This is a genomic window from Kibdelosporangium banguiense (assembly GCF_017876405.1).
Taxonomy (GTDB): Bacteria; Actinomycetota; Actinomycetes; order Mycobacteriales; family Pseudonocardiaceae; genus Kibdelosporangium; species Kibdelosporangium banguiense.
This window is the reverse complement of record NZ_JAGINW010000001.1, coordinates 5,094,158-5,112,305: the sequence shown is the minus strand read 5'-3', so window position 1 is coordinate 5,112,305 and position 18,148 is coordinate 5,094,158. Positions and strand designations below refer to the sequence as shown.

Sequence of the window (18,148 nt, the reverse complement as noted above, 5' to 3'; positions counted from 1 at the left end):
GCCTGGCGTAAGTCCGATGTGCGGCTGGACCTGCGCGAACAACACTGATCCCATGAGGATCTTGGTAATCGTCGCCGCCCTGCTGGCGGCGCTCGCGGCACCGGCGGCGGCCGCCACGAAGACCGCCCTGATCGAGCCCGGCGGGCCCTATCCGATCGGGCTGCGGACGCTGCATCTGACCGACCAGTCCCGCGCTGAGCAGTGGGAGCCCGACCGGCGCCGTGAACTGATGGTTTCGTTGTGGTACCCAGCGTTCCCGGTGGGCAGGCCTGGTGCCTACATGACCGCGGCCGAGTCCGCGGCCACTGTCAAAGGCCTGAAGCTGGATCTCCCTGAGGACGCGCTGAGCAAGATCAAGGTGCACTCCTATGCCGATGCCCCGGCACTGCCGTCCCGCTGGCCCCTCGTGGTGCTGTCGCCCGGCGCGGGCAACAGCAGGACGACGTTGACCACACTCGCCGAGCAGTTGGCGTCGAAGGGGTTCGTGGTCGCGGCGATAGACCATGCCTATGAGGCGTACAACGTCGAGTTCCCAGGCGGCCGGATGCTGCAGTGCCTGGTTTGCCAGACACCGGGCCAGCCGTGGCCGGCGGTGCTGGAGAACCGGGCAACCGACGTCTCCTTTGTGTTGGACACGTTGCTCAAGCGCGGATCACCACGGATCGACGCGGCCCGGATCGGGATGGCCGGGCATTCCGCGGGCGGGGTGGCAACCGCGGAGACGATGGCCGTGGACCGGCGAGTCAAGGCCGGTGTGAGCCTCGACGGACCGTTGTACCGGCCGCTGGTGATCGACAGGCCGTTCGCGCTGCTCACCAGCCCGGTCGGCGAGCAGGAATTCGGCGCGGGCTGGGACGCGGCCTGGCCGTCGGTGACCGGTTGGAAAGAACGACGGCACTTGCCTGAGACCGGGCACTCGTCGTCGACCGACAACGGCTATCTGACGGTTGCGCTGGGTCAGAAGGACAAGATGCCGCCCGCGACATGGACCCGGCTCTACGGCACGCAGGACCCGGTCCAGTCGATGCACTTCTTCCGTGACTATCTCACCGGGTTGTTTCAGGCCAGGCTCTCGACGAGGCCGGCTTCGTAGGCGACGATCGCGGCCTGGACGCGGTTTTTCACGCCGAGACGGCTGAGGATCGTGCTCACGTGCGCCTTGACGGTTCCCTCGACGATGAAAAGCCGGGCCGCGATGTCCGCATTGGACATTCCAGAACCCAGCAGTGCCAGCACTTCTGTCTCCTTGGGTGTCAGCAGCTTGACCTGTTCGCGGGACGTCGCCCGGCCGGTCAGCTGCTCGATCACCCGCTTGGCGATCTTCGGGGACAGGAACGCGGCGCCGTCCGCGACCGCCCGTACCCCGGCCAGCAGCTCGAACGGGTCGCCTGACTTGAGCAGGAAACCGCTGGCGCCTAAAGCAAGCGCTTGTTCGACGTAGGTTTCCTCGTTGAACGTGGTCAGCATGACCACGCTGGTCTCGGGACGCAGCCGCCTGATCTCCCTGGCCGCTGCGAGGCCGTCGAGCTCAGGCATCTGAATGTCGAGCAGCACGACATCAGGCCTGGTGCGCAGTACTTCGTCCACGGCTTCGCGGCCGTCCACGGCTTGCGCGACGACTTCGATCCGGTCGTCGCTGCCAAGGATGGCCGCGATGCCCGCGCGGATCATCGCCTCGTCGTCGGCGAGCACGACCCGGATCACGTTGTCTCCCTGAATGTTGCTGTCACGGCGAACCCGCCGTCCCGTGGCCCTGCCTGAAAATACCCGCCTGCCAGCTTCACCCGGTCCCGCAGTCCGCTGAGTCCGTGCCCGCCGGAGGCCAAACCTGGTGACGGCGCCGCAGGTGGCTCGTTGATCACCGAGACACCGGTCCGGGTGACCTCGACGACGACCGTGGCTCCCGGCGCGTGCTTGGCCGCATTGGTAAGCGCCTCCTGCACAACGCGGTACGCGACCGGCTCGACTTCCGGCGAGACGTCTTCTACTTTCGCCTTGATGACCATCCCTGACGCTTCGCTGCGCGCGATCAATCCAGCGATCGTCTCGGGAGGACCGCGTAACACACCGATGATCTCGCGCAGCCGTTCAGTCGCGGCGGCAGCACTTTCCCGTAGCTCCCCCACAGCTTTGCGTTGCTGTTCATCAAGACCACTCGACACCTGCAACACGCTCGCGCGCACAGCAATAAGCGTCAGCTCATGCCCCAGAGAATCATGCATGTCCGCGGCAATCCGTGCCCGCTCACGCAGTCGTCCTCGCGTCTCGGTCTGCCGAGTGCGATGCCGGAAATACACGCAGTAGGCCACGGACGCCATCAGCAGCATCGGCCACACAGGCACGCGGCCGCCGTAGTCGAACACCAGCGCCACACCCGACGACATCGCCAGAGCAAGCGAAATCACCGGGAAACGCCGGATGGCCGCCACCGCCAGGGTGACGACCACCAGTCCGCCGACGAGCTCCCAGGGCACGGGATTGCGCCGGCTGTCGATCAAGAGCAGGCCCGTCACAACAAGCCAGATGAGCCCTTCCGTCACCCCCGAACGCATGCCCCCACGCTACAAGCAGGCTTTTGGGGTGTGCCCCCAATGTGGCATTGGTGGCATCGCATGCCACCAATGCCACATTGGGGGCAAAACTCAGAGTTTGAGGCCGCGGCGGAGGTCCTCCAGTGCGTCGGCCTTCATCCGCTTGGTCACGGCGGCCTCGGTGATCATGCCGGAGCCGTGGAATGTCCCGGCGTAGTGCCGCAGCTCGACGGGGATGCCTGCCTGCATGAGGCGCTGCGCGTAAGTGATGTCCTCGTCGCGCAGCGGGTCGAACTGGCACGCGGTCACCACGGTCGGCGGCAGTCCTGAAAGGTCGGTCGCACGGGCAGGCGCTGCGTAGATGGGGACATCGGGGCTGCCGGGCTCGATGTCGCCGAGGTACGAGGTCCAGCTGAAGATCGCCTTGGGGCGGTTCCACACCGGGGTGTCCACGTACTCGCGCATGGACGGCGTGTCGAGCCGGTCGTCGATCTCGGGCACGCCGAGGTACTGGAAGACCAGCTCCGGGCCACCACGATCCCGCGCGAGCAACGTGACGCCCGCGGCGAGCCCACCGCCCGCGCTTTCGCCCGCGACGCCGATTCGGGACGGATCGATGCCCAGCTCACTGGCCTTGTTCGCCATCCAGGTCAGTGCCGCGAAGCAGTCCTCGACCGGCGCCGGGTACGGGTGCTCGGGCGCCAGCCGATAGTCCACGGAGACCACGACGATGCCGAGCTCGTCGGCGTACGACTTGGTGGCCGAGTCGGATATGTCGACGTCACCGACCACGAAACCGCCGCCATGGATGTAGAGCAGGCCAGGGCGGGCGCCGTCGCGCTCGGCCGGCGCGTAGATCCGGACTTTGACGTCGGGCGCGCCTTGCGGGCCGGGCACGGACTCGTCCCGGATGTCCAGCGGGCGCCCTGGTTCGTAGGCGGGCATCATGGACACGACCTCGCGCATCCGGGCGCGCGACACGTCCAGGGTCGACTGGTCGCTCAGTTCGGTGGCGGGCAGCATGTCCAGCCAGGGCAGAAGTTCGGCGTCGATGGCGTAACTCATGTCTCCAGGCTGATCCACGGGGCCATGGTGGCTCAACAGCCACGTGTCGGCCAATTCTCGCAGTGCAACCGCCAGCTGGCGGGCGGTAGTGTCAGCGGGATGGAGGGCCTGCTGCTGCGGCTGTCGGGATTGGACGCCGACGCGGAGAACGCGGTCCGGGTGATCGGGTTCTTCGATCGCCTGGTGGCCGGCCGGGCGAGCCTGGACATGCTCGTCCACCGAGCCGGTGAGCTGGCCGAATGCCCAGTGGGCGTGCAGTCGCCCGCGCGTGGGCTCCTGGTCGGCGGTCCTGTGCCCGCCTCAGCGGCCCGGCGCACACTGGAAGACGGAACCGTGGTCTGGCTTGCGCGACAGGGAAAACCGTTGCCGCTGGACGAGATGGTGCTGGAACGGTTCTCCATCGCGGTCGCCCTGCTGCTGGACCACAACCGGTTGCCGTTGCCCGCGTTGGGCGATCCGGCCTTGGTGGAATTGGTCTTGTCGGACAGCGCGGGTGAAGCCGAACGGTCCCGCGCGCTGCATCTGCTTGGTCTCAGGCCGGACACCCTGCTGCGCGTGCTCGCCGTCAAGGGCACGCCGAACGGTATGTCGGCCGCGCTGGGATCGCTGCACGCCGTGCTCGTACAGACGGAGAAAATCCCACCGCAGGAAGGGAAAGTAGGCGTCAGCCCGTTGCTCCCCGCGATCGAGGCGCCCGCCGCGTGGCGTGCCGCGCGAACCGCGGTGCGTTTCGCGGAGTCCTCGATGGTGTGGGCTGAACGGCTTGGTAGCGAGATGGCGCTTGCGTCACTGCCGGCCGACGAGATCGCCAAGCTCCCCGACGTGCTCGCGCTCGACAAGCTCGCGCCCGAGCCCGAGATGCTGACGTTGCTGGAAGCGTTGTGCCACACCGGTTCAGCCCGTCAGGCCGCGGCCGTGATCCACCGGCATCACAGCACGATCCAGGCACGCCTGGAGCATGCCCGCGCCACGCTCGGTTTCCCGATCGACACGCCAGAAGGCCGTTTCCGGCTCTACCTGACGCTGGTTCTCCGGCGCCTACGCGACAACGGGTAGGTCTTTGGCGAGCCAGTAGGCGACGTAGTCGTCGTCGTTGAACGGCTCGACTTCGACGTACCCGAATTTGGCGTAAAGGCCTCTGGCTTCGACCAGATCCTCCCGCACGTCCAGGCGCATCGTCACGGCGTCGTGGTCGCGCGCCACCTTCTCGGCTTCGGCGAGCAGCGCCTGCCCGATGCCACGTCCACGCGCTTGCGGCACGACATATACACGCTTGACCTCGGCGAACGGCGGGATCGACAGCCTCAGGCCGACACAGCCGAGCGGCTTGCCGTCCTCGCTCGCGACCAGCATGAGCAGATCGTCGCTGGGCTCGTCGAGCAGAACCTGGTCGATCTGTTCGTCGGTGGCGGGCCTGCCCCAGTACCGGCCGACGATGTCGAAGTAGTACTCACGCAGGAGCGGCCGGGCGTCGGCAACCGGGGTGACGGCGATCTTCACACTCCGATCCTCACGACCAGGTCAACCGGTTTCGCGCTCAGACGATCAGCAGGATCTGCAGCAGGCAGAAGCCCAGAACCGCACCGCCGACCAGCCTGGCCACCATGCGGGCGGCGTCGGCCTCGGCGGGATCGCCGGCCAGCGAGAGACCGGCCAGAGTCCGGGCACCGGGGTCGTCAAGGACCCCTGCGGCGAGCACGATTCCCGCAGCGCCGCCGATGAGGTCGACGAACAGCGTCACGCCGCCCACCGCGATCAGCGCGTAGTCCAGATTCGTCCCGCCGCGGACAGAGCGGACAGATGCGTAGACCATTCCGCCCACCACGCCGAGAGTGCAGATCACCGCAAGGCTCAGCAGAAGCCATAACAAGACCGTCATCCTCACAGCGTCGCCCTGCCCGGACACTATATCAAGACAGACTGTCCGGACATGATGTCCAGACAGTTGGAGCACTAGGCTCGCGGCATGCCCTCAGTGACTCGTTCGGATCGGTCCAGCAGGCGTGACCGCCGGGAGGCGATGGAACGCCGTGTCCTGGCGGCGACCGAGCAGCTGATCCAGGAGGGCGCCGGCTTCACCGAGCTGAGCGTGGAGAAACTGGCCGCTGTCGCGGGCATATCGCGTTCGACCTTCTACGTGCACTTCGAGGACAAGAGCGACCTGGCCCGCCGCATGACGAAGACCGTGCTCGCCGAGCTGGAGACCGTGTCACGGGAGTGGTGGTCGACGGCAGACAGCGCCGACCGGGAGCACCTGCAGACAGCACTGACCTCGATCATCGATGTCTACCGGCGCCGCGGGGCCGCGTTCACCATGGTCGTGGAGGCCGCCGCGTACGACGCCTCGGTCGCCGAGGAAGTCCGCAGCCAGATGCAGAGCATCATCGAGGCCACACGCAAGGCCATCGAGCTCGGCCAGGCCGCGGGCGTGATGCGTGCAGTCGAGCCTGCGGAGACCGCCGCTGTACTGACGTGGATGGTCGAGCGCGCGGGTTACCAGCTTGTCCGGATGTCCGATCCGGACGGCGACGCGAAGATCGTCTCGGTGCTGACCGACGTCATCTTCTCGACCCTCTACCGGCTCGATTCGGACTGAACGCACAAAAAGCACGTCTTCCCATGTAAGAGCGTCGAGCATCACAGCGCTCCGGCTTGCGGGACGATCTTCTACGGCGCAGTATTTGAACTGACCGGTCAGTTCAAAGAGAGGTCCGATCGTGGAGATCCGAGCCGAGCGAGTCGGCGTGAACGGCCCCCATGGCCCGTTGCTGCAGCCGACCTCGCTGCGCGTCCGAGGTGGCGAGATCGCCCTGGTCACGGGCGAACCTGGCCCAGGGCACACCACACTCGCACTGACGCTCGCCGGACGGCTCCGCCCGTCATCCGGCTCGGTGACGCTGAACGGTCGCACCGACGCTGCCGTGTTGCGCAAGCACGTGGCCCTGGTCGACGCGCCGGACGTCAACGAACCCGAGGATGGGCTGAAGCTCAGCAACGCGATCGCCGAAGAGCTCCTGCACGCCGGCCTGCCGTCGAACCGTAACGCCGTCCGTAAATGGCTGCAAACGCAAGGCGCCGACATCTACGCAGGTGAGCGAGTCGAGCACGTGCCAGCCGCGGTCCGCACCCGGCTGCTGGTCGAACTGGCCGCGTCCCGGCCCGGCGTCCAGGCACTGATGATCGACACGCCGGACCGGCACACCAGTGATCCCGGCACCTGGTGGCCGCACGCGCTGCGGCAGGCCGAACAAGGCCTGGCCGTCGTCGTGTTCTGCTCGCCCGCGTCGGCGAGCGCCCTTCCCCTTCCCGCCGCCCGGCTCGGCCACGACGACCAGCCGGACCCCATGCCTGTCCTGTCTGGAGAACCCCAGTGAGTGCCTTCCGCCTGGCGAGCAACGAGATCCGCCGGATCACCGCGGGCCGGCTGCCCAAGCTCGCAGTGCTCGCCCTCGTGCTCGTCCCGCTGCTCTACGGCTCGCTTTACCTGTTCGCCAACCACGATCCGTACGGCCGCCTGGACAACATCCCGGCCGCGCTCGTGATGCAGGACGCCGGTGCGCCGGACACCGAGAACGCCGGTGACAAGGTCGCCCGCAAACTCCAGGATTCCGGTGCGTTCCAATGGAACCGGGTCAGCGCCGAGGAAGCCGACGCCGGTGTGCGTGACGGCCGCTACTCGTTCTCGATGACCATCCCGAGCGACTTCACCGCCGCGCTGACCTCCAGCGGTGACTTCAAGCCCCGGCAGGGCCTGATCACGGTCACCACCAACGACGCCAACAACTATCTCGTCGGCACGATCGCCGACAAGGTCGCGGGCACCCTCCGCCAGTCGATCACCTCCGAGGTCGGCCAGAGGGCCGCGGACAAGTTCCTGGTCGGCTTCGGCACGATCTTCAGCAAGACCCAGGAAGCCGCCAACGGCGCCACCCAGCTCGCCGACGCCACAGCGCAGGCGCGGGACGGGTCGGCGAAACTCAGCGAGGGCCAGCACAAGCTCGCCGACGGCGCGGCTCAGGTCGCGGCCGGCACCAAGGAGCTCAACAGCGGCCTGAACACGTTGCGGGACAAGACAAAGGACCTTCCAGCCGCGTCCGCCAAACTGGCTGACGGCGCCGCGCAGGTCGCGGCGGGCAACGCACAGGTTGCCGCACAAGGACAGCACATCGCCGACGTGGCGAACCAGTTCGTGGGCGGACTGGACAAGGTCAACGGCGACATCGCGGCGAAGCTGCGCCAAGCAGGTTTCACCGAGGAGCAGGTCCAGCAGGTGATGGCCACGCTCGGCCAGGCCCGTCAGCCCATCGACGACGCGAACAGCAAAGTCCAAGGCGCAGCGGCACAGTTGAACAAGCTCGCGGCCGGTGCCAAGCAGGTCTCCGACGGCGCGGCCCAGCTCGCTGCCCAGTCCCCCGCCTTGACCGACGGCATCAGCAAGGCCGCCGCCGGGATCGGCAAGATCAACGATGGCGCGGCGGCGGTGGCCGGCGGCGAGCAGACAGCTGTCGGCGCCACCGACAAACTGGCCGACGGCACCCGGCAGATCGCCGACGGCACCGCCAAACTGCGGGACGGGCTCGACCAGGGACTCGGCCAGATCCCGCACCCGGACGACCCGACCCGGGACGCCACCGCCAGGACCATCGGCAACCCGGTCTCGATCAACACCGTCGGCGACGTCCGCGCGGGCAGCTACGGCGCCGGGCTGGCCCCCTTCTTTCTCAGCCTGGCCACGTGGATCGGCGCGTTCGTGTTGTTCCTGCTGGTGAAGCCGCTCTCCAGCCGGGCCGTCGCGGCCGGGCAACCGGCCTGGCGGATCGCGATCGGCGGCTGGCTGCCCGCGGCCGGTCTTGGCCTGGCACAGGTGGTCCTGCTGTTCGGCGTGGTCACGACCGTGGTCGGGATCGACGCGCACCGGCCGGTCGCCGCGCTCGGACTGCTGGCCCTGGCGTCACTGTCGTTCACCGCGATCCTGCACGCGCTCAACGCGTTCTTCGGTTCGGTCGGCAAGTTCCTCGGGCTGGTGCTGCTGATCCTGCAGCTGATCAGCTCCGGCGGCACGTTCCCGTGGCAGACCCTGCCGGACGTGCTGTACCCGTTGCATTCGGTGCTGCCCATGGGGTACGTGGTCGACGGCATGCGCCACCTGCTCTACGGTGGTTCGTTGTCGAATGTCGGTACGGATGTCCTCGTGCTGGCCGCGTATCTGGTGGGAGGGTTGGCTGTGTCGACGTTGGCCGCGCACAGGCAGCGGATGTGGACACCGTCGCGGCTGCGTCCGGAGCTGGTCTTGTGAGCCCGCGAACCCAGGCAACCAAACAGAAGTTGTTCGACGCGACGCTGCGGCTGGCCGGCAGCAAGGGAATGGTCGGGCTGACCGTCGACGAGATCGCAGCCGAAGCGGGCGTCGCCAAAGGCACGGTGTACTACAACTTCGGCAGCAAAGACGGGCTCATCGACGCGTTGCTGCGCTACGGCGTCGATCTGCTGGCCGACCGGCTGCGCAGGGCCGACGAGGTCGAGGAACTCGTGGGCGCGGCGCTGTCGTACTTCGGCGACTACCCCGCGTTCGCCCAGTTGCTGGTCAGCGAGCTGTGGCGGACACCAGGCCAGTGGCACGAAACGCTGACGCTGCTGCGTGACGACATCATTTCGATCATCAAGGAACACATGCAGCGGCTGACCGACGAAGGGCGGATGCCGGACGGCGTCCTGGCGGGAACGGCGTCGGCCGCCCTGTTCGGCACCCTGCTCGTGGTCGCCTTGGACTGGCAGGTCTTCCAGCCGCAGCGCACCCATGAAGAAGTCCGCGACTCGGTGATGTTGCTGGTGCGGGGCCTGGGCAAGAAAAGTTAGGCACCCCGGGAACCTGGCGGGCCGCCCGCGTCTCGTGACAGGTGGTTGCGATCGGAAGCCCGCTGGGGCCAGATGTCCGGGCCTCCGGTCGCAACCACCACCACCGCCGGGAAGGGGGGCGAGAGGTGTCCGACCAGTGGTTCGCCGAGCTGTATGAGACCTCGTACCGGCGCATCGTGGTGGCGACGTACAGCTTGGTGGGCGACCTCGGGGACGCGGAGGAGCTGGCGCAGGAGGCCTTCGCGATCGCCTACAGCCGGCGCCGCCGGGTGATCGCGACCGACAACCCGGAAGCGTGGTTGTACACGGTGGCGATCAACCTCGCGCGGCGGCGTTGGCGTCGCAGGCGTGCACTGGACCGGTTGCTGCGCCGGGAGATCCCGGTTCAGCCGGTGCCACCGCCCGACGTCACCGGCGAGCACGCGGACCTGCACGCGGCGATCAAAGGCCTGACCTACGATCACCGTGCTGTTGTCGTCCTGCACTATCTGGCCGACATGCCGGTCGACGAAGTCGCGCTGGCCCTGTCGATTCCTGTGGGAACTGTGAAATCCCGGCTGTCCCGGGCGCGTGCGGCGCTCGCCGTCACGCTCGGTGTGGACCGGGAGGTGGAGAATGCGTGATCTCGACTCAGAACTGACCGGCCTGCGCCGGCAGCTGCACGACTCGGTCCGGCAGCCCGCCACCAAGGACATGATCAAGCGTGGCCGCCGCCGGACGCGACGCCAGCAGGCCCAGGTGACCGCGGTGATCGCCGTGATCGTCGCGCTGGGCATGTGGCCGTTCCTGCAGGCACCGGAATCGGCGGCACCGGCCGTACCCAACCGCAGTCACATGCTGTCGTATGACTACTTCGAAATCGGCAGCGGTTTCGCGCTCGGCCGGGTGTGCGTGCCGAGTGAGCAACAATGCGACCCGTGGTTCATGTCGACCTCGGACGGCCAGAACTGGGTGAAGCGCACCGTGCCGCCGGTCGAGGTCGCCGACAACGGCAACTTCGACCGAGTGATCGCATTGGGCAACAGCAGCGTGGTGATCGAGGACTACCGGGTCAGCTCGGCCGACCGCTATTTCAGCAAGGACAGCGGCCGCACCTGGGTGCCCGTCCAGGTCCGCCCGGACACCACCATCCAGCAGATCCCGCCGGACGCCGTACTGGAGACAATGGCCATACCGCCCAACCTCGGCCAATGCCGCGACGGCGCCGTGATCGCGATGCTCGGCGAGTCCGGGCAGAGCGCGAAACTGGCCAACCAGCCACCGATCGAGCTGACCTGGTGCCAGCCCTATCCGGACGCCAACGGCGCTCGCTGGGTCGCCGGCAGCGATCCACGCACCCGTCAGCCCGTCGTCGCCTCGACCCGGGATCGGGGGCTTACCTGGCAGGTCACGCCGTTGCCCCCGTTCACCCCGCCACCGGCGAGCAAGATCACGTCCTACTACCCGAAGGTCACCGTGGTGTCCACGTCCACCGCGAGCTACGCGACGGTGACCAATCCGGAGAAGTCCGAGCTCGTCGCGATCTTCCGCAGCACTGATCACGGCGTCTCCTGGACCCGGACCTGGGAGGCGTCCGAGGGCAAACAGCCCGCCCGCGTACTGGGCACGCCGGTCGCCGGGGCCGACGGGAGTCTCTGGATCACCCAGCCAGGCGAGGTCTGGGTCAGTACCGACGGCGCGAAAAGCTTCACCTTGCAGACACCTCGCACCACCCCGCCGAACGGGACAATTGACTGGACGCGCGCCGGATATCTGTCGACATCCGCGGATTCAGGGACGACCGGGCAGTTCTTCCTGTCCTCTGACGGCATCACCTGGCATCCGGTACGTATTCCGGTACCCGAATAGTCGTTTGTACGGCTTATATATGTCGCCCCGGAACACTCCGGCGGATGAGACCTACCCCGAAGCGGCTCGGCGCTGTGCTCATAGCGGTGGTCGGGCTGATCCTGGCCGGGGCGGCCCCGGCGTTCGCGGCCACCGGCACCATTTCCACCGCCGGCGACCCCGTCAACGTGCGCCGGGCACCGACCACCAGCTCGACCATCGTGGGCAGCGCGGCCAACGGCCGGGCAGTGACCATCGACTGCCAGACCACCGGCATCTCCGTGACCGGCCACCTGGGCACGACCTCGCGCTGGGACTACATCCCCGCGCTCGGCGGTTACGTGTCCCACGCCTACGTGCAAGGGCAGGCCGCGCCCGAGTGTGGAGTCGGCACCGGCAGCGCGGAATGCTCCACCGGAATCTGCGCGGGGGAAGGGCAATTCAAGTCCAGCAACGGGCATTTCCTGGTGTACGACCGTGATGCCGACGGGAAATCCGCGGTGGTGGCGTACTGGCTCAAGGGCGGCGTCGGCCCGCTTTACGCGTGGAATTCCAACGGCAACGGAACCAGTACGGATCGCGCCACGAATGTCCCATCGGGCGACTGGGTCTATTACAAGGTCTGTATCGCCGACTATTCCACGACTCCCACGCTGGAAGCATGCAGCAACGGCATCACCGACTACGTCGCCTGATCTGGAGGAAAACCTGTTATGGCTCAACTGAATCGGCGACTGGTACTGCTTGGCGGAGTCGCGGCGGCGAGCACCGCCGCGCTTCCGGCGTGGGCGAACGCGCGCACGACCGCGGCCGCTCCGGCGATCCGGGATCCGTTCCAGCTCGGCGTCGGCTCCGGCGATCCGTTGCCCGACAGCGTGGTGCTGTGGACGAGACTGGCTCCGGCGCCGCTGAACCCGGACGGTTTCGGCGGGATGCCGGACGCGACCTACGACGTGGAGTGGGAACTGGCCGACGACGCCGGTTTCACCTCGATCGCGCAGCGCGGAACCGTGGCCACGACCCGGGCCATCGGGCACAGCGTGCACGTCGAACCGGCCGGGCTTGAGCCGGCGCGGCAGTACTTCTACCGGTTCAAGGCGGGCGGCCACATCTCCCCGGTCGGCCGGACCAGGACCGCGCCCGCGCTCGGCGCCGCGGTCAACCAGCTGAAGTTCGGCTTTTTGTCCTGCCAGCACTGGGAAGAAGGCTGGTACCACGCGCATCGTGGCGTGGCCGCGGACAACCCGGACCTGATCCTGTTCCTGGGCGACTACATCTACGAGAAGCCGTCCGGACGGGCTGCCGCCGAGAAGGTACGTGGCCTCGCGGTGCCCGCCGAGACCACCACTCTGGCGATCTACCGGGCCAGGCACGCCCAGCACAAGACCGATGCCGATCTTCAGGCCGCGCACGCGGCGGCGCCGTGGATGATCGTGTTCGACGACCACGAGGTGGTCAACAACTGGAACGCCGGCACGTCCCCGGCGACTGCCGCACGCAAAGCGTTGGCGTTCCAGGCTTTCTACGAGAACACGCCGATCAGGTCGACCGCCAAGCCGGTCGGTTCGACGATCAAGCTGTACCGGCAGTTCCTGTGGGGCAACCTCGCACGCTTCCACATGATGGACACGCGGCAGTACCGCAGCACGCAGGCCGGCGCCACGGACTGCACCGCCATGCGGAACACGTCCCGCACGCTCACCGGTAGCGCACAGGAACAATGGCTGCTGAACGCGTTCGAAACGCATCCCGCGACCTGGGATTTCCTTGGCCAGCAAGTGTTCTTCGCATCCCGCGACGGCGACGGCGACCGCGCCACCTGCGAGTCGCCGGACTCGTGGAACGGCTACGAGGCCTCCCGCGACCGGATCACCAAGGGCTGGGTCGACCGCGGTGTGCCCAACCCGATCGTGCTCACCGGGGACGTGCACCGGCACTGGGCCGCCGACCTGCGGCAGGACTACTTCGACCACAGCGACCCGATCGTCGGCTCGGAACTCGTCACCACCTCGGTGACCAGCAACCCGGGTACCGGCGGCCCGCCCGACGCGACCTGGTTCTCCCGCAACCCGCACGTCAAGTACAACAAGAATCAGCGCGGGTATGTGCGCGTGACCGCGACTCCGCAGCAGACCAGGGCGGACTTCATGGTCGTGTCGAACGCCCTGGAGCGTGACCCGGCCAAGGTCACGATCAAGGCCGACGCCAGCTACGCCATCCAGGCGGGCACTCGCGGTCTGCAGAAGCTCTAATGCAAAGCCGTCCACGGACGGAACTCGCCGACCTGGTGGACGGCGTGCTGACGGCCTTCCAGCGCTCGGCGCACCGCCGACAGCACGCCGGCTGACGTCTCCCGGTGCGTCAGCCACCGCGTGCGGCCGGCGTTACGCAGGAAGCCGAGGACGACCTGCTGCGTGGGATGCCCGGACAGAACCGGTTCCGGGCATCCCTGCACAGGATTGGCCGACGCACTGCCGTGCACTTCGACCACCGGGCAGTCCTCGGTGAGCAGCGGGCTGACCGATCGCAGGACCGGCACCCGGAAACTGCCGTGCACCCAGGCGACAAGCAGGTCCGCGAGGCCACCGAGGGCGATGTGCGCGCGCTCGGCCAACTCGTCGGGCTGCGACCAGTCGGCCTGGACCCAGATGGCGCCGTGCGTGTCCGGCGGGCGCCGCCGGCTGGGCGACACCACCTGCCAGCCCTCTTCGGTCAGCGTTTGCACGCACCCGGCAAGCATTCCGGTACCACCAAGGACTAGCGCGCGGCGTTGCGGCATCGCTTCAGGCTACCCAGGCAGCCTGATTCCGCAAGATTGACCGAATCTCTCGTCGTGCAGAACGTCCGACAGAGGAAGGCGTTTACGCCATCCGTGTCGTTCCAGGTCGGGTGTGCTGTGCGTCTGCGAGACAGGTCCCACGCACAGCCAGGCCACCGGCCGGATCGGTGCCGGAATCCCCAGCAGGCCGGACAGGAATTCCTCGCGATAGAAACTGACCCAGCCGACACCCAGGCCCTCGGCGGTGGCCGCGAGCCAGAGATTCTGGATCGCCAGGCACACCGAGTACAGCCCGGCGTCCGCGATCGCGTGCCTGCCCAGGACCGCGGGTGAACCGCGCTGCGGGTCGTAGGTAACGACGATCGATAACGTCGACTCCAGGATGCCCTCGATCTTGATCCGACCGAACGTCTCGGCCTGCTGTCGGCTCAACCCGGCCGCGAACACGTCCCGCTCCCCCGCGACATGCTCCTGAAAAGCCTTACGGGTAGCCGGATCGCGAACCAGCACGAAATCCCACGGCTGGCTCAGCCCGACGCTCGGGGCGGCGTGCGCCGCGGCCAGCACCCGGTGGAGGACCTCGTCGTCCACCGGGTGTCCCGTGAACTCGGCCCGGACATCACGCCGCCTGCCTATCACCTGATAAAGATCCACGCCTGGACGTTAGCGGCCCAGCTTGCGGTAGCGCCGGACCGACAGCGGCAGGAAGATCGCGATCAGCGCGACCGGCCACAGAATCGCCAGCAACACGGGGTTCTGCGAAGCCCAAGTGACCCCGCCCATACCCGGATTCCCGAACAGCTCACGAGCCGCGCCCACAGTCGCGGACAACGGATTCCACTCGGCGATGACCCCCAGCCAGCTCGGCATCATCTGCGGCGCCACAAACGTGTTGGCAATCATCGACAACGGGAACAGCAACCCCCACGCGGCCGCACCGCTCTCCGCGTTGGGCAGCAGCAACCCGACATAGATCCCGATCCAGATGAACGCGAACCGCAGCAACAGCAGCAAGCCAAGTGCGGCCAGCATCGCGCCGAACCCGCCGTGCCACGTCCACCCGACAATCAGTCCGCAGAGGACAAGCACCACAAGATCGAGCACAGAGTTGAGCATGTCGGCCAGACTGCGGCCGACCACAACACCGGACCGCGCCATCGGCATCGACCGAAACCGATTGGTGATGCCCAGAACCTTGTCGGTCACCACAGCGGTCATCGTCGTGCCGATGCCGAACATCATCGCCTGCCCGAACATCCCGGGCATCAGAAACTCGCGATAGTTCCCCCCACCCGGCACATTCATCGCACTACCGAAGACATACCCGAACAACAGCACCGAAACGATCGGAAACATCAACCCGGCGATGATCTGCGTAGGCTGCCGCACCCAATGCGTCAGATCGCGCCGGGTCACCACCCACGCGTCGATCACGCCCCATTTCGCACGTTCCCACGGAGTTCTGGGAATAACCGGATTCAGAATCATGCCGCCACCTTCTGTCCGGTCAGGCGGAGGAATACTTCGTCGAGTGTCGGTTTGCGCAGTCCGATGTCCTCGGCCTGGATACTTGCGTCCTCCAGTGCCCGGGCAACGCTGCTCAGCGCGGCGACGCGGTTGGTGACCGGTGCGGAGATCCGCCGGTTGTCCTCGTCGGTCTCGGCTGTGCTGCCCGCGATCGCTTCGATGATCGAGGTCGTTTTGGGCATGTCGGCGATGTCGTGCAGGACAACGTCGATCTGGTCGCCGCCGATCTGGGACTTCAGCTGGGCGGGTGTCCCCTCGGCGATGACCTTGCCGGTGTCGATCACGACGATCTGGTTGGCGAGCTGATCCGCCTCTTCCAGGTACTGCGTGGTCAGCAGCACGGTGGTGCCGCCGGTCACCAGTGCGCGCAACGCCTCCCAGACTTCGTTGCGGTTACGCGGATCCAGCCCGGTGGTGGGCTCGTCGAGGAAGATCACCGGCGGTGCCATGATCAGGCTCGCGGCCAGGTCCAGCCGCCTGCGCATGCCGCCGGAGTACTGCCTGGGCGACTTGTGCGCCGCGTCGGTGAGGTTGAACTGTTCGAGCAGCTCGTCCGCGCGACGCCTGGCCACCTTGGCGCTCAGGTGGTACAGCCTGCCGAACATCACCAGGTTGTCGCGTGCGGTGATGATCTCGTCGATCGCGGTTTCCTGGCTGCCCAGGCCGATCCGGTATCGGACCTCGGACGCCTGGCGCACCACGTCGAACCCGGCCACCTCGGCGTGGCCTTCGTCGAAGTCGAGCAGTGTGGACAGAATCCGCACCGCGGTGGTCTTGCCCGCCCCGTTCGGCCCGAGCAGTCCGCAGACGGTTGCCTGCGAAACCTTCAGGTCAAAGCCGTCCAGCGCTTTGGTGTCCCGATATCTCTTGTGTAGTCCTTCCGCGAGGACCGCAGGACTCACCCTTGCCCTCCAAACTGAGTACACCGTACTCGCTATTTAGTACACCGTACCCAGTTTTATGATGGGCGGCAAATGAGTACCGAATACGGCGGTAGCGGCGACCTGTCCATCAGCTTGAAGTTGCTCTGGCGAAGGCAGGAGCGGCCGAGCAGAGGCCCCAAACCGAGCCTGACGGTCGACCGGATCGCCCAGGCGGGTATCGAGCTGGCCGACGCCGAAGGGCTGACCGCCCTCTCGATGCGGCGCGTGGCCAAGCATCTCGGCGTCGGCACGATGTCGCTCTACCGCTATGTCCCCAGCAAGGCCGAGCTCGTCGAAGTCATGCTCGACCTGGTCTACGCCGACGAAGCCAGCTGGGTGGACGTCGGCGAAGGCACCTGGCGGGAGAACCTGGAGAAGCTCGCCCGCGGCACCCGGGAACTGCACCTGAAACACAAGTGGTTGCTGCAGATCTCACAGGCCCGGCCGATGCTCGGCCCGAACGTGCTGGCCAGCTTCGAGCGGTCGTTGGAGGTGCTCACCGGCACTGGCCTGACCGGCGCCGAGATGCTCAACGTCATCGGCCTGGTCGACGGCTATGTCATCGGCGCGACCCGCAACGAGATCGACGCAGGCCAAGCCGCCGAACGCACCGGCGTGACTGACGAACAGTTCTGGGCCGCGCACGAACCGTTCCTGGTCGAGATGTTGAGCACGGGGAACTACCCGCTGATGGCCGGCCTGACTGAGGACGTCTTCCAGGAGATGGCGGCCACATCCTTCGATTTCGGCCTGCAACGAGTCCTCGACGGCATCGAAACCCTGATCAACGTCAGGCAAAAGGCTTCTCGGGGTCCCACCCCCGGCGTTCAGTGAGGCTGAACCAGTTGCCTGAGTCGTCGCGGAAGACGGCTTCGACGCCGTACGGGCGTTCGGCGGGTTCCTGGGTGAAGACGACACCGGCCGCGGAAAGCTGCTCGTAGGTCTTGCGGCAGTCGTCGGTGTCGAAAACGCCGCCGCCGAGCGCGCCCTTGGCGATCAGGGACCGGATCTGCGCCTCGGTCTCCGGGTCGTGTGCCGGGCTGCCCGGCTCCATCAGCACAAGCCGGATGTCGGCCTGGTCAGGCGGGCTGACGGTGAGCCAGCTGAAGAAGTCGGTGGTCACCTCGTCGCGGACCACGAAGCCCAGGGTCTTGGTGTAGAACTCCTTGGCCGCGGCCTGGTCGAGAACCCAGATGGTGCTGTGGCTGAATCGTGTGATCATGGCCGGAACGCTAGTCCGGCCCGGCCGGGCTCGCCTTCTCCAAAATTGCGGGCCGTGTCCACGTCATCAGGAAACACCCGGGGATGGGCGCGGCCGCGGGATGAGCGGCCCGGTATTGCGACGGCGGCATCCCGACGACCGCGGTGAACCGGCTCGAGAACGAGCCCAAACTGGAAAACCCGACCAGCATGCAGATCTCGGTGACAGTCAGGTTCGCCGACCGCAGCAGGTCCTTTGCCCGCTCGATCCGCCGCATGGTCAGATACCGCCCCGGCGTTTCCCCGTACGCGGCCCGGAACGACCGCACGAAGTGATACCGCGAGCACCCGGCCGACCGCGCCAGGTCGTCGATGCCCAACGCGGACGCGTACTCCCGGTCCATCAAGTCCTTTGCCCGCCGCAAATGCACCACAGCAGG

The 18,148-nt window shown here is 67.1% G+C and carries 22 protein-coding genes; 11 read left to right on the top strand and 11 right to left on the bottom strand.

Going from position 1 to position 18,148, the window contains the following annotated elements; all coding sequences use genetic code 11:
• Nucleotides 1-52 precede the first annotated feature (52 nt).
• Nucleotides 53-1,093: an alpha/beta hydrolase family protein gene (locus tag JOF56_RS24275; RefSeq protein ID WP_209641830.1), complete on the top strand. Its 1,041-nt coding sequence runs from the start codon at nucleotides 53-55 to the stop codon at nucleotides 1,091-1,093.
• On the opposite strand, the gene JOF56_RS24270 is transcribed toward JOF56_RS24275, so the two are convergent.
• From JOF56_RS24270 to JOF56_RS24260, 3 genes are all read right to left on the bottom strand, one after another.
• On the bottom strand, nucleotides 1,060-1,704 hold the full coding sequence (locus JOF56_RS24270) for a response regulator (protein WP_209641829.1): 645 nt from the start codon (nucleotides 1,702-1,704) through the stop codon (nucleotides 1,060-1,062). The genes JOF56_RS24275 and JOF56_RS24270 overlap by 34 nt on opposite strands.
• Nucleotides 1,701-2,552, bottom strand: coding sequence for a sensor histidine kinase (locus tag JOF56_RS24265; protein ID WP_209641828.1), 852 nt, complete (start codon nucleotides 2,550-2,552; stop codon nucleotides 1,701-1,703). The genes JOF56_RS24270 and JOF56_RS24265 overlap by 4 nt, the downstream gene beginning before the upstream one ends.
• A gap of 90 nt (nucleotides 2,553-2,642) precedes the next feature.
• A complete protein-coding gene (locus JOF56_RS24260; RefSeq protein WP_209641827.1) occupies nucleotides 2,643-3,596 on the bottom strand; it encodes an alpha/beta hydrolase in 954 nt (317 codons plus the stop codon).
• A gap of 99 nt (nucleotides 3,597-3,695) precedes the next feature.
• Here JOF56_RS24260 and JOF56_RS24255 point away from each other — a divergent pair, with 99 nt between their 5' ends.
• Nucleotides 3,696-4,652 (top strand): helix-turn-helix domain-containing protein, encoded by a 957-nt coding sequence (locus JOF56_RS24255; RefSeq protein ID WP_209641826.1) that lies wholly within the window; start codon nucleotides 3,696-3,698, stop codon nucleotides 4,650-4,652.
• Here JOF56_RS24255 and JOF56_RS24250 read toward each other — a convergent pair.
• Together JOF56_RS24250 and JOF56_RS24245 are read right to left on the bottom strand one after the other, a co-directional pair.
• Complete coding sequence (locus JOF56_RS24250; protein ID WP_209641825.1) at nucleotides 4,635-5,096, bottom strand: GNAT family N-acetyltransferase; 462 nt, start codon at nucleotides 5,094-5,096, stop codon at nucleotides 4,635-4,637. The genes JOF56_RS24255 and JOF56_RS24250 overlap by 18 nt on opposite strands.
• A gap of 37 nt (nucleotides 5,097-5,133) precedes the next feature.
• The gene (locus JOF56_RS24245) at nucleotides 5,134-5,475 is read right to left on the bottom strand and encodes a hypothetical protein (protein WP_209641824.1); all 342 of its coding nucleotides are present in this window, start codon (nucleotides 5,473-5,475) and stop codon (nucleotides 5,134-5,136) included.
• A gap of 87 nt (nucleotides 5,476-5,562) precedes the next feature.
• On the opposite strand from JOF56_RS24245, the gene JOF56_RS24240 reads away from it, so the two are divergent.
• From JOF56_RS24240 to JOF56_RS24205, 8 genes are all read left to right on the top strand, one after another.
• Nucleotides 5,563-6,192 (top strand): TetR/AcrR family transcriptional regulator, encoded by a 630-nt coding sequence (locus JOF56_RS24240; protein ID WP_209641823.1) that lies wholly within the window; start codon nucleotides 5,563-5,565, stop codon nucleotides 6,190-6,192.
• Nucleotides 6,193-6,313: 121 nt separating this feature from the next.
• Nucleotides 6,314-6,970: an ATP-binding cassette domain-containing protein gene (locus tag JOF56_RS24235; protein ID WP_209641822.1), complete on the top strand. Its 657-nt coding sequence runs from the start codon at nucleotides 6,314-6,316 to the stop codon at nucleotides 6,968-6,970.
• Entirely contained in the window at nucleotides 6,967-8,892 is a 1,926-nt protein-coding gene (locus tag JOF56_RS24230) for a YhgE/Pip domain-containing protein (RefSeq protein ID WP_209641821.1), read from the top strand. The genes JOF56_RS24235 and JOF56_RS24230 overlap by 4 nt, the downstream gene beginning before the upstream one ends.
• The gene (locus tag JOF56_RS24225; protein WP_209641820.1) at nucleotides 8,889-9,452 is read left to right on the top strand and encodes a TetR/AcrR family transcriptional regulator; all 564 of its coding nucleotides are present in this window, start codon (nucleotides 8,889-8,891) and stop codon (nucleotides 9,450-9,452) included. The genes JOF56_RS24230 and JOF56_RS24225 overlap by 4 nt, the downstream gene beginning before the upstream one ends.
• Before the next feature lie 125 nt (nucleotides 9,453-9,577).
• Entirely contained in the window at nucleotides 9,578-10,075 is a 498-nt protein-coding gene (locus tag JOF56_RS24220) for a SigE family RNA polymerase sigma factor (RefSeq protein WP_209641819.1), read from the top strand.
• Nucleotides 10,068-11,300, top strand: coding sequence for a WD40/YVTN/BNR-like repeat-containing protein (locus tag JOF56_RS24215; protein ID WP_209641818.1), 1,233 nt, complete (start codon nucleotides 10,068-10,070; stop codon nucleotides 11,298-11,300). The genes JOF56_RS24220 and JOF56_RS24215 overlap by 8 nt, the downstream gene beginning before the upstream one ends.
• 44 nt (nucleotides 11,301-11,344) lie before the next feature.
• Nucleotides 11,345-11,974 carry an SH3 domain-containing protein gene (locus JOF56_RS24210; protein ID WP_209641817.1) on the top strand — a complete coding sequence of 210 codons (630 nt, stop codon included), beginning with the start codon at nucleotides 11,345-11,347 and terminating at the stop codon, nucleotides 11,972-11,974.
• Between the two features lie 18 nt (nucleotides 11,975-11,992).
• Nucleotides 11,993-13,531, top strand: a complete 1,539-nt coding sequence (locus tag JOF56_RS24205; RefSeq protein ID WP_209641816.1) for an alkaline phosphatase D family protein — start codon at nucleotides 11,993-11,995, stop codon at nucleotides 13,529-13,531.
• Here the strand turns inward: JOF56_RS24205 and JOF56_RS24200 are convergent.
• Genes JOF56_RS24200 through JOF56_RS24185 form a run of 4 tightly spaced genes read right to left on the bottom strand, consistent with a single transcriptional unit; the run spans nucleotide 13,528 to nucleotide 16,487 of the window.
• Complete coding sequence (locus JOF56_RS24200; protein ID WP_209641815.1) at nucleotides 13,528-14,058, bottom strand: Rossmann-fold NAD(P)-binding domain-containing protein; 531 nt, start codon at nucleotides 14,056-14,058, stop codon at nucleotides 13,528-13,530. The genes JOF56_RS24205 and JOF56_RS24200 overlap by 4 nt on opposite strands.
• 9 nt (nucleotides 14,059-14,067) lie before the next feature.
• Nucleotides 14,068-14,712, bottom strand: a complete 645-nt coding sequence (gene bluB, locus JOF56_RS24195; protein WP_209641814.1) for a 5,6-dimethylbenzimidazole synthase — start codon at nucleotides 14,710-14,712, stop codon at nucleotides 14,068-14,070.
• 9 nt (nucleotides 14,713-14,721) lie between these two features.
• Nucleotides 14,722-15,546 (bottom strand): ABC transporter permease, encoded by an 825-nt coding sequence (locus tag JOF56_RS24190; RefSeq protein ID WP_209641813.1) that lies wholly within the window; start codon nucleotides 15,544-15,546, stop codon nucleotides 14,722-14,724.
• The gene (locus tag JOF56_RS24185; RefSeq protein WP_209641812.1) at nucleotides 15,543-16,487 is read right to left on the bottom strand and encodes an ATP-binding cassette domain-containing protein; all 945 of its coding nucleotides are present in this window, start codon (nucleotides 16,485-16,487) and stop codon (nucleotides 15,543-15,545) included. The genes JOF56_RS24190 and JOF56_RS24185 overlap by 4 nt, the downstream gene beginning before the upstream one ends.
• A gap of 72 nt (nucleotides 16,488-16,559) precedes the next feature.
• Between JOF56_RS24185 and JOF56_RS24180 the strand changes: the two genes are divergently transcribed.
• Nucleotides 16,560-17,342 carry a TetR/AcrR family transcriptional regulator gene (locus JOF56_RS24180; protein ID WP_209641811.1) on the top strand — a complete coding sequence of 261 codons (783 nt, stop codon included), beginning with the start codon at nucleotides 16,560-16,562 and terminating at the stop codon, nucleotides 17,340-17,342.
• On the opposite strand, the gene JOF56_RS24175 is transcribed toward JOF56_RS24180, so the two are convergent.
• Both JOF56_RS24175 and JOF56_RS24170 read right to left on the bottom strand, forming a co-directional pair.
• Nucleotides 17,299-17,730 carry a VOC family protein gene (locus JOF56_RS24175; protein WP_209641810.1) on the bottom strand — a complete coding sequence of 144 codons (432 nt, stop codon included), beginning with the start codon at nucleotides 17,728-17,730 and terminating at the stop codon, nucleotides 17,299-17,301. The two genes, JOF56_RS24180 and JOF56_RS24175, sit on opposite strands and share 44 nt — an antisense overlap.
• A gap of 10 nt (nucleotides 17,731-17,740) precedes the next feature.
• Nucleotides 17,741-18,112 carry a helix-turn-helix transcriptional regulator gene (locus tag JOF56_RS24170; protein ID WP_209648450.1) on the bottom strand — a complete coding sequence of 124 codons (372 nt, stop codon included), beginning with the start codon at nucleotides 18,110-18,112 and terminating at the stop codon, nucleotides 17,741-17,743.
• Between the last annotated feature and the right edge of the window lie 36 nt (nucleotides 18,113-18,148).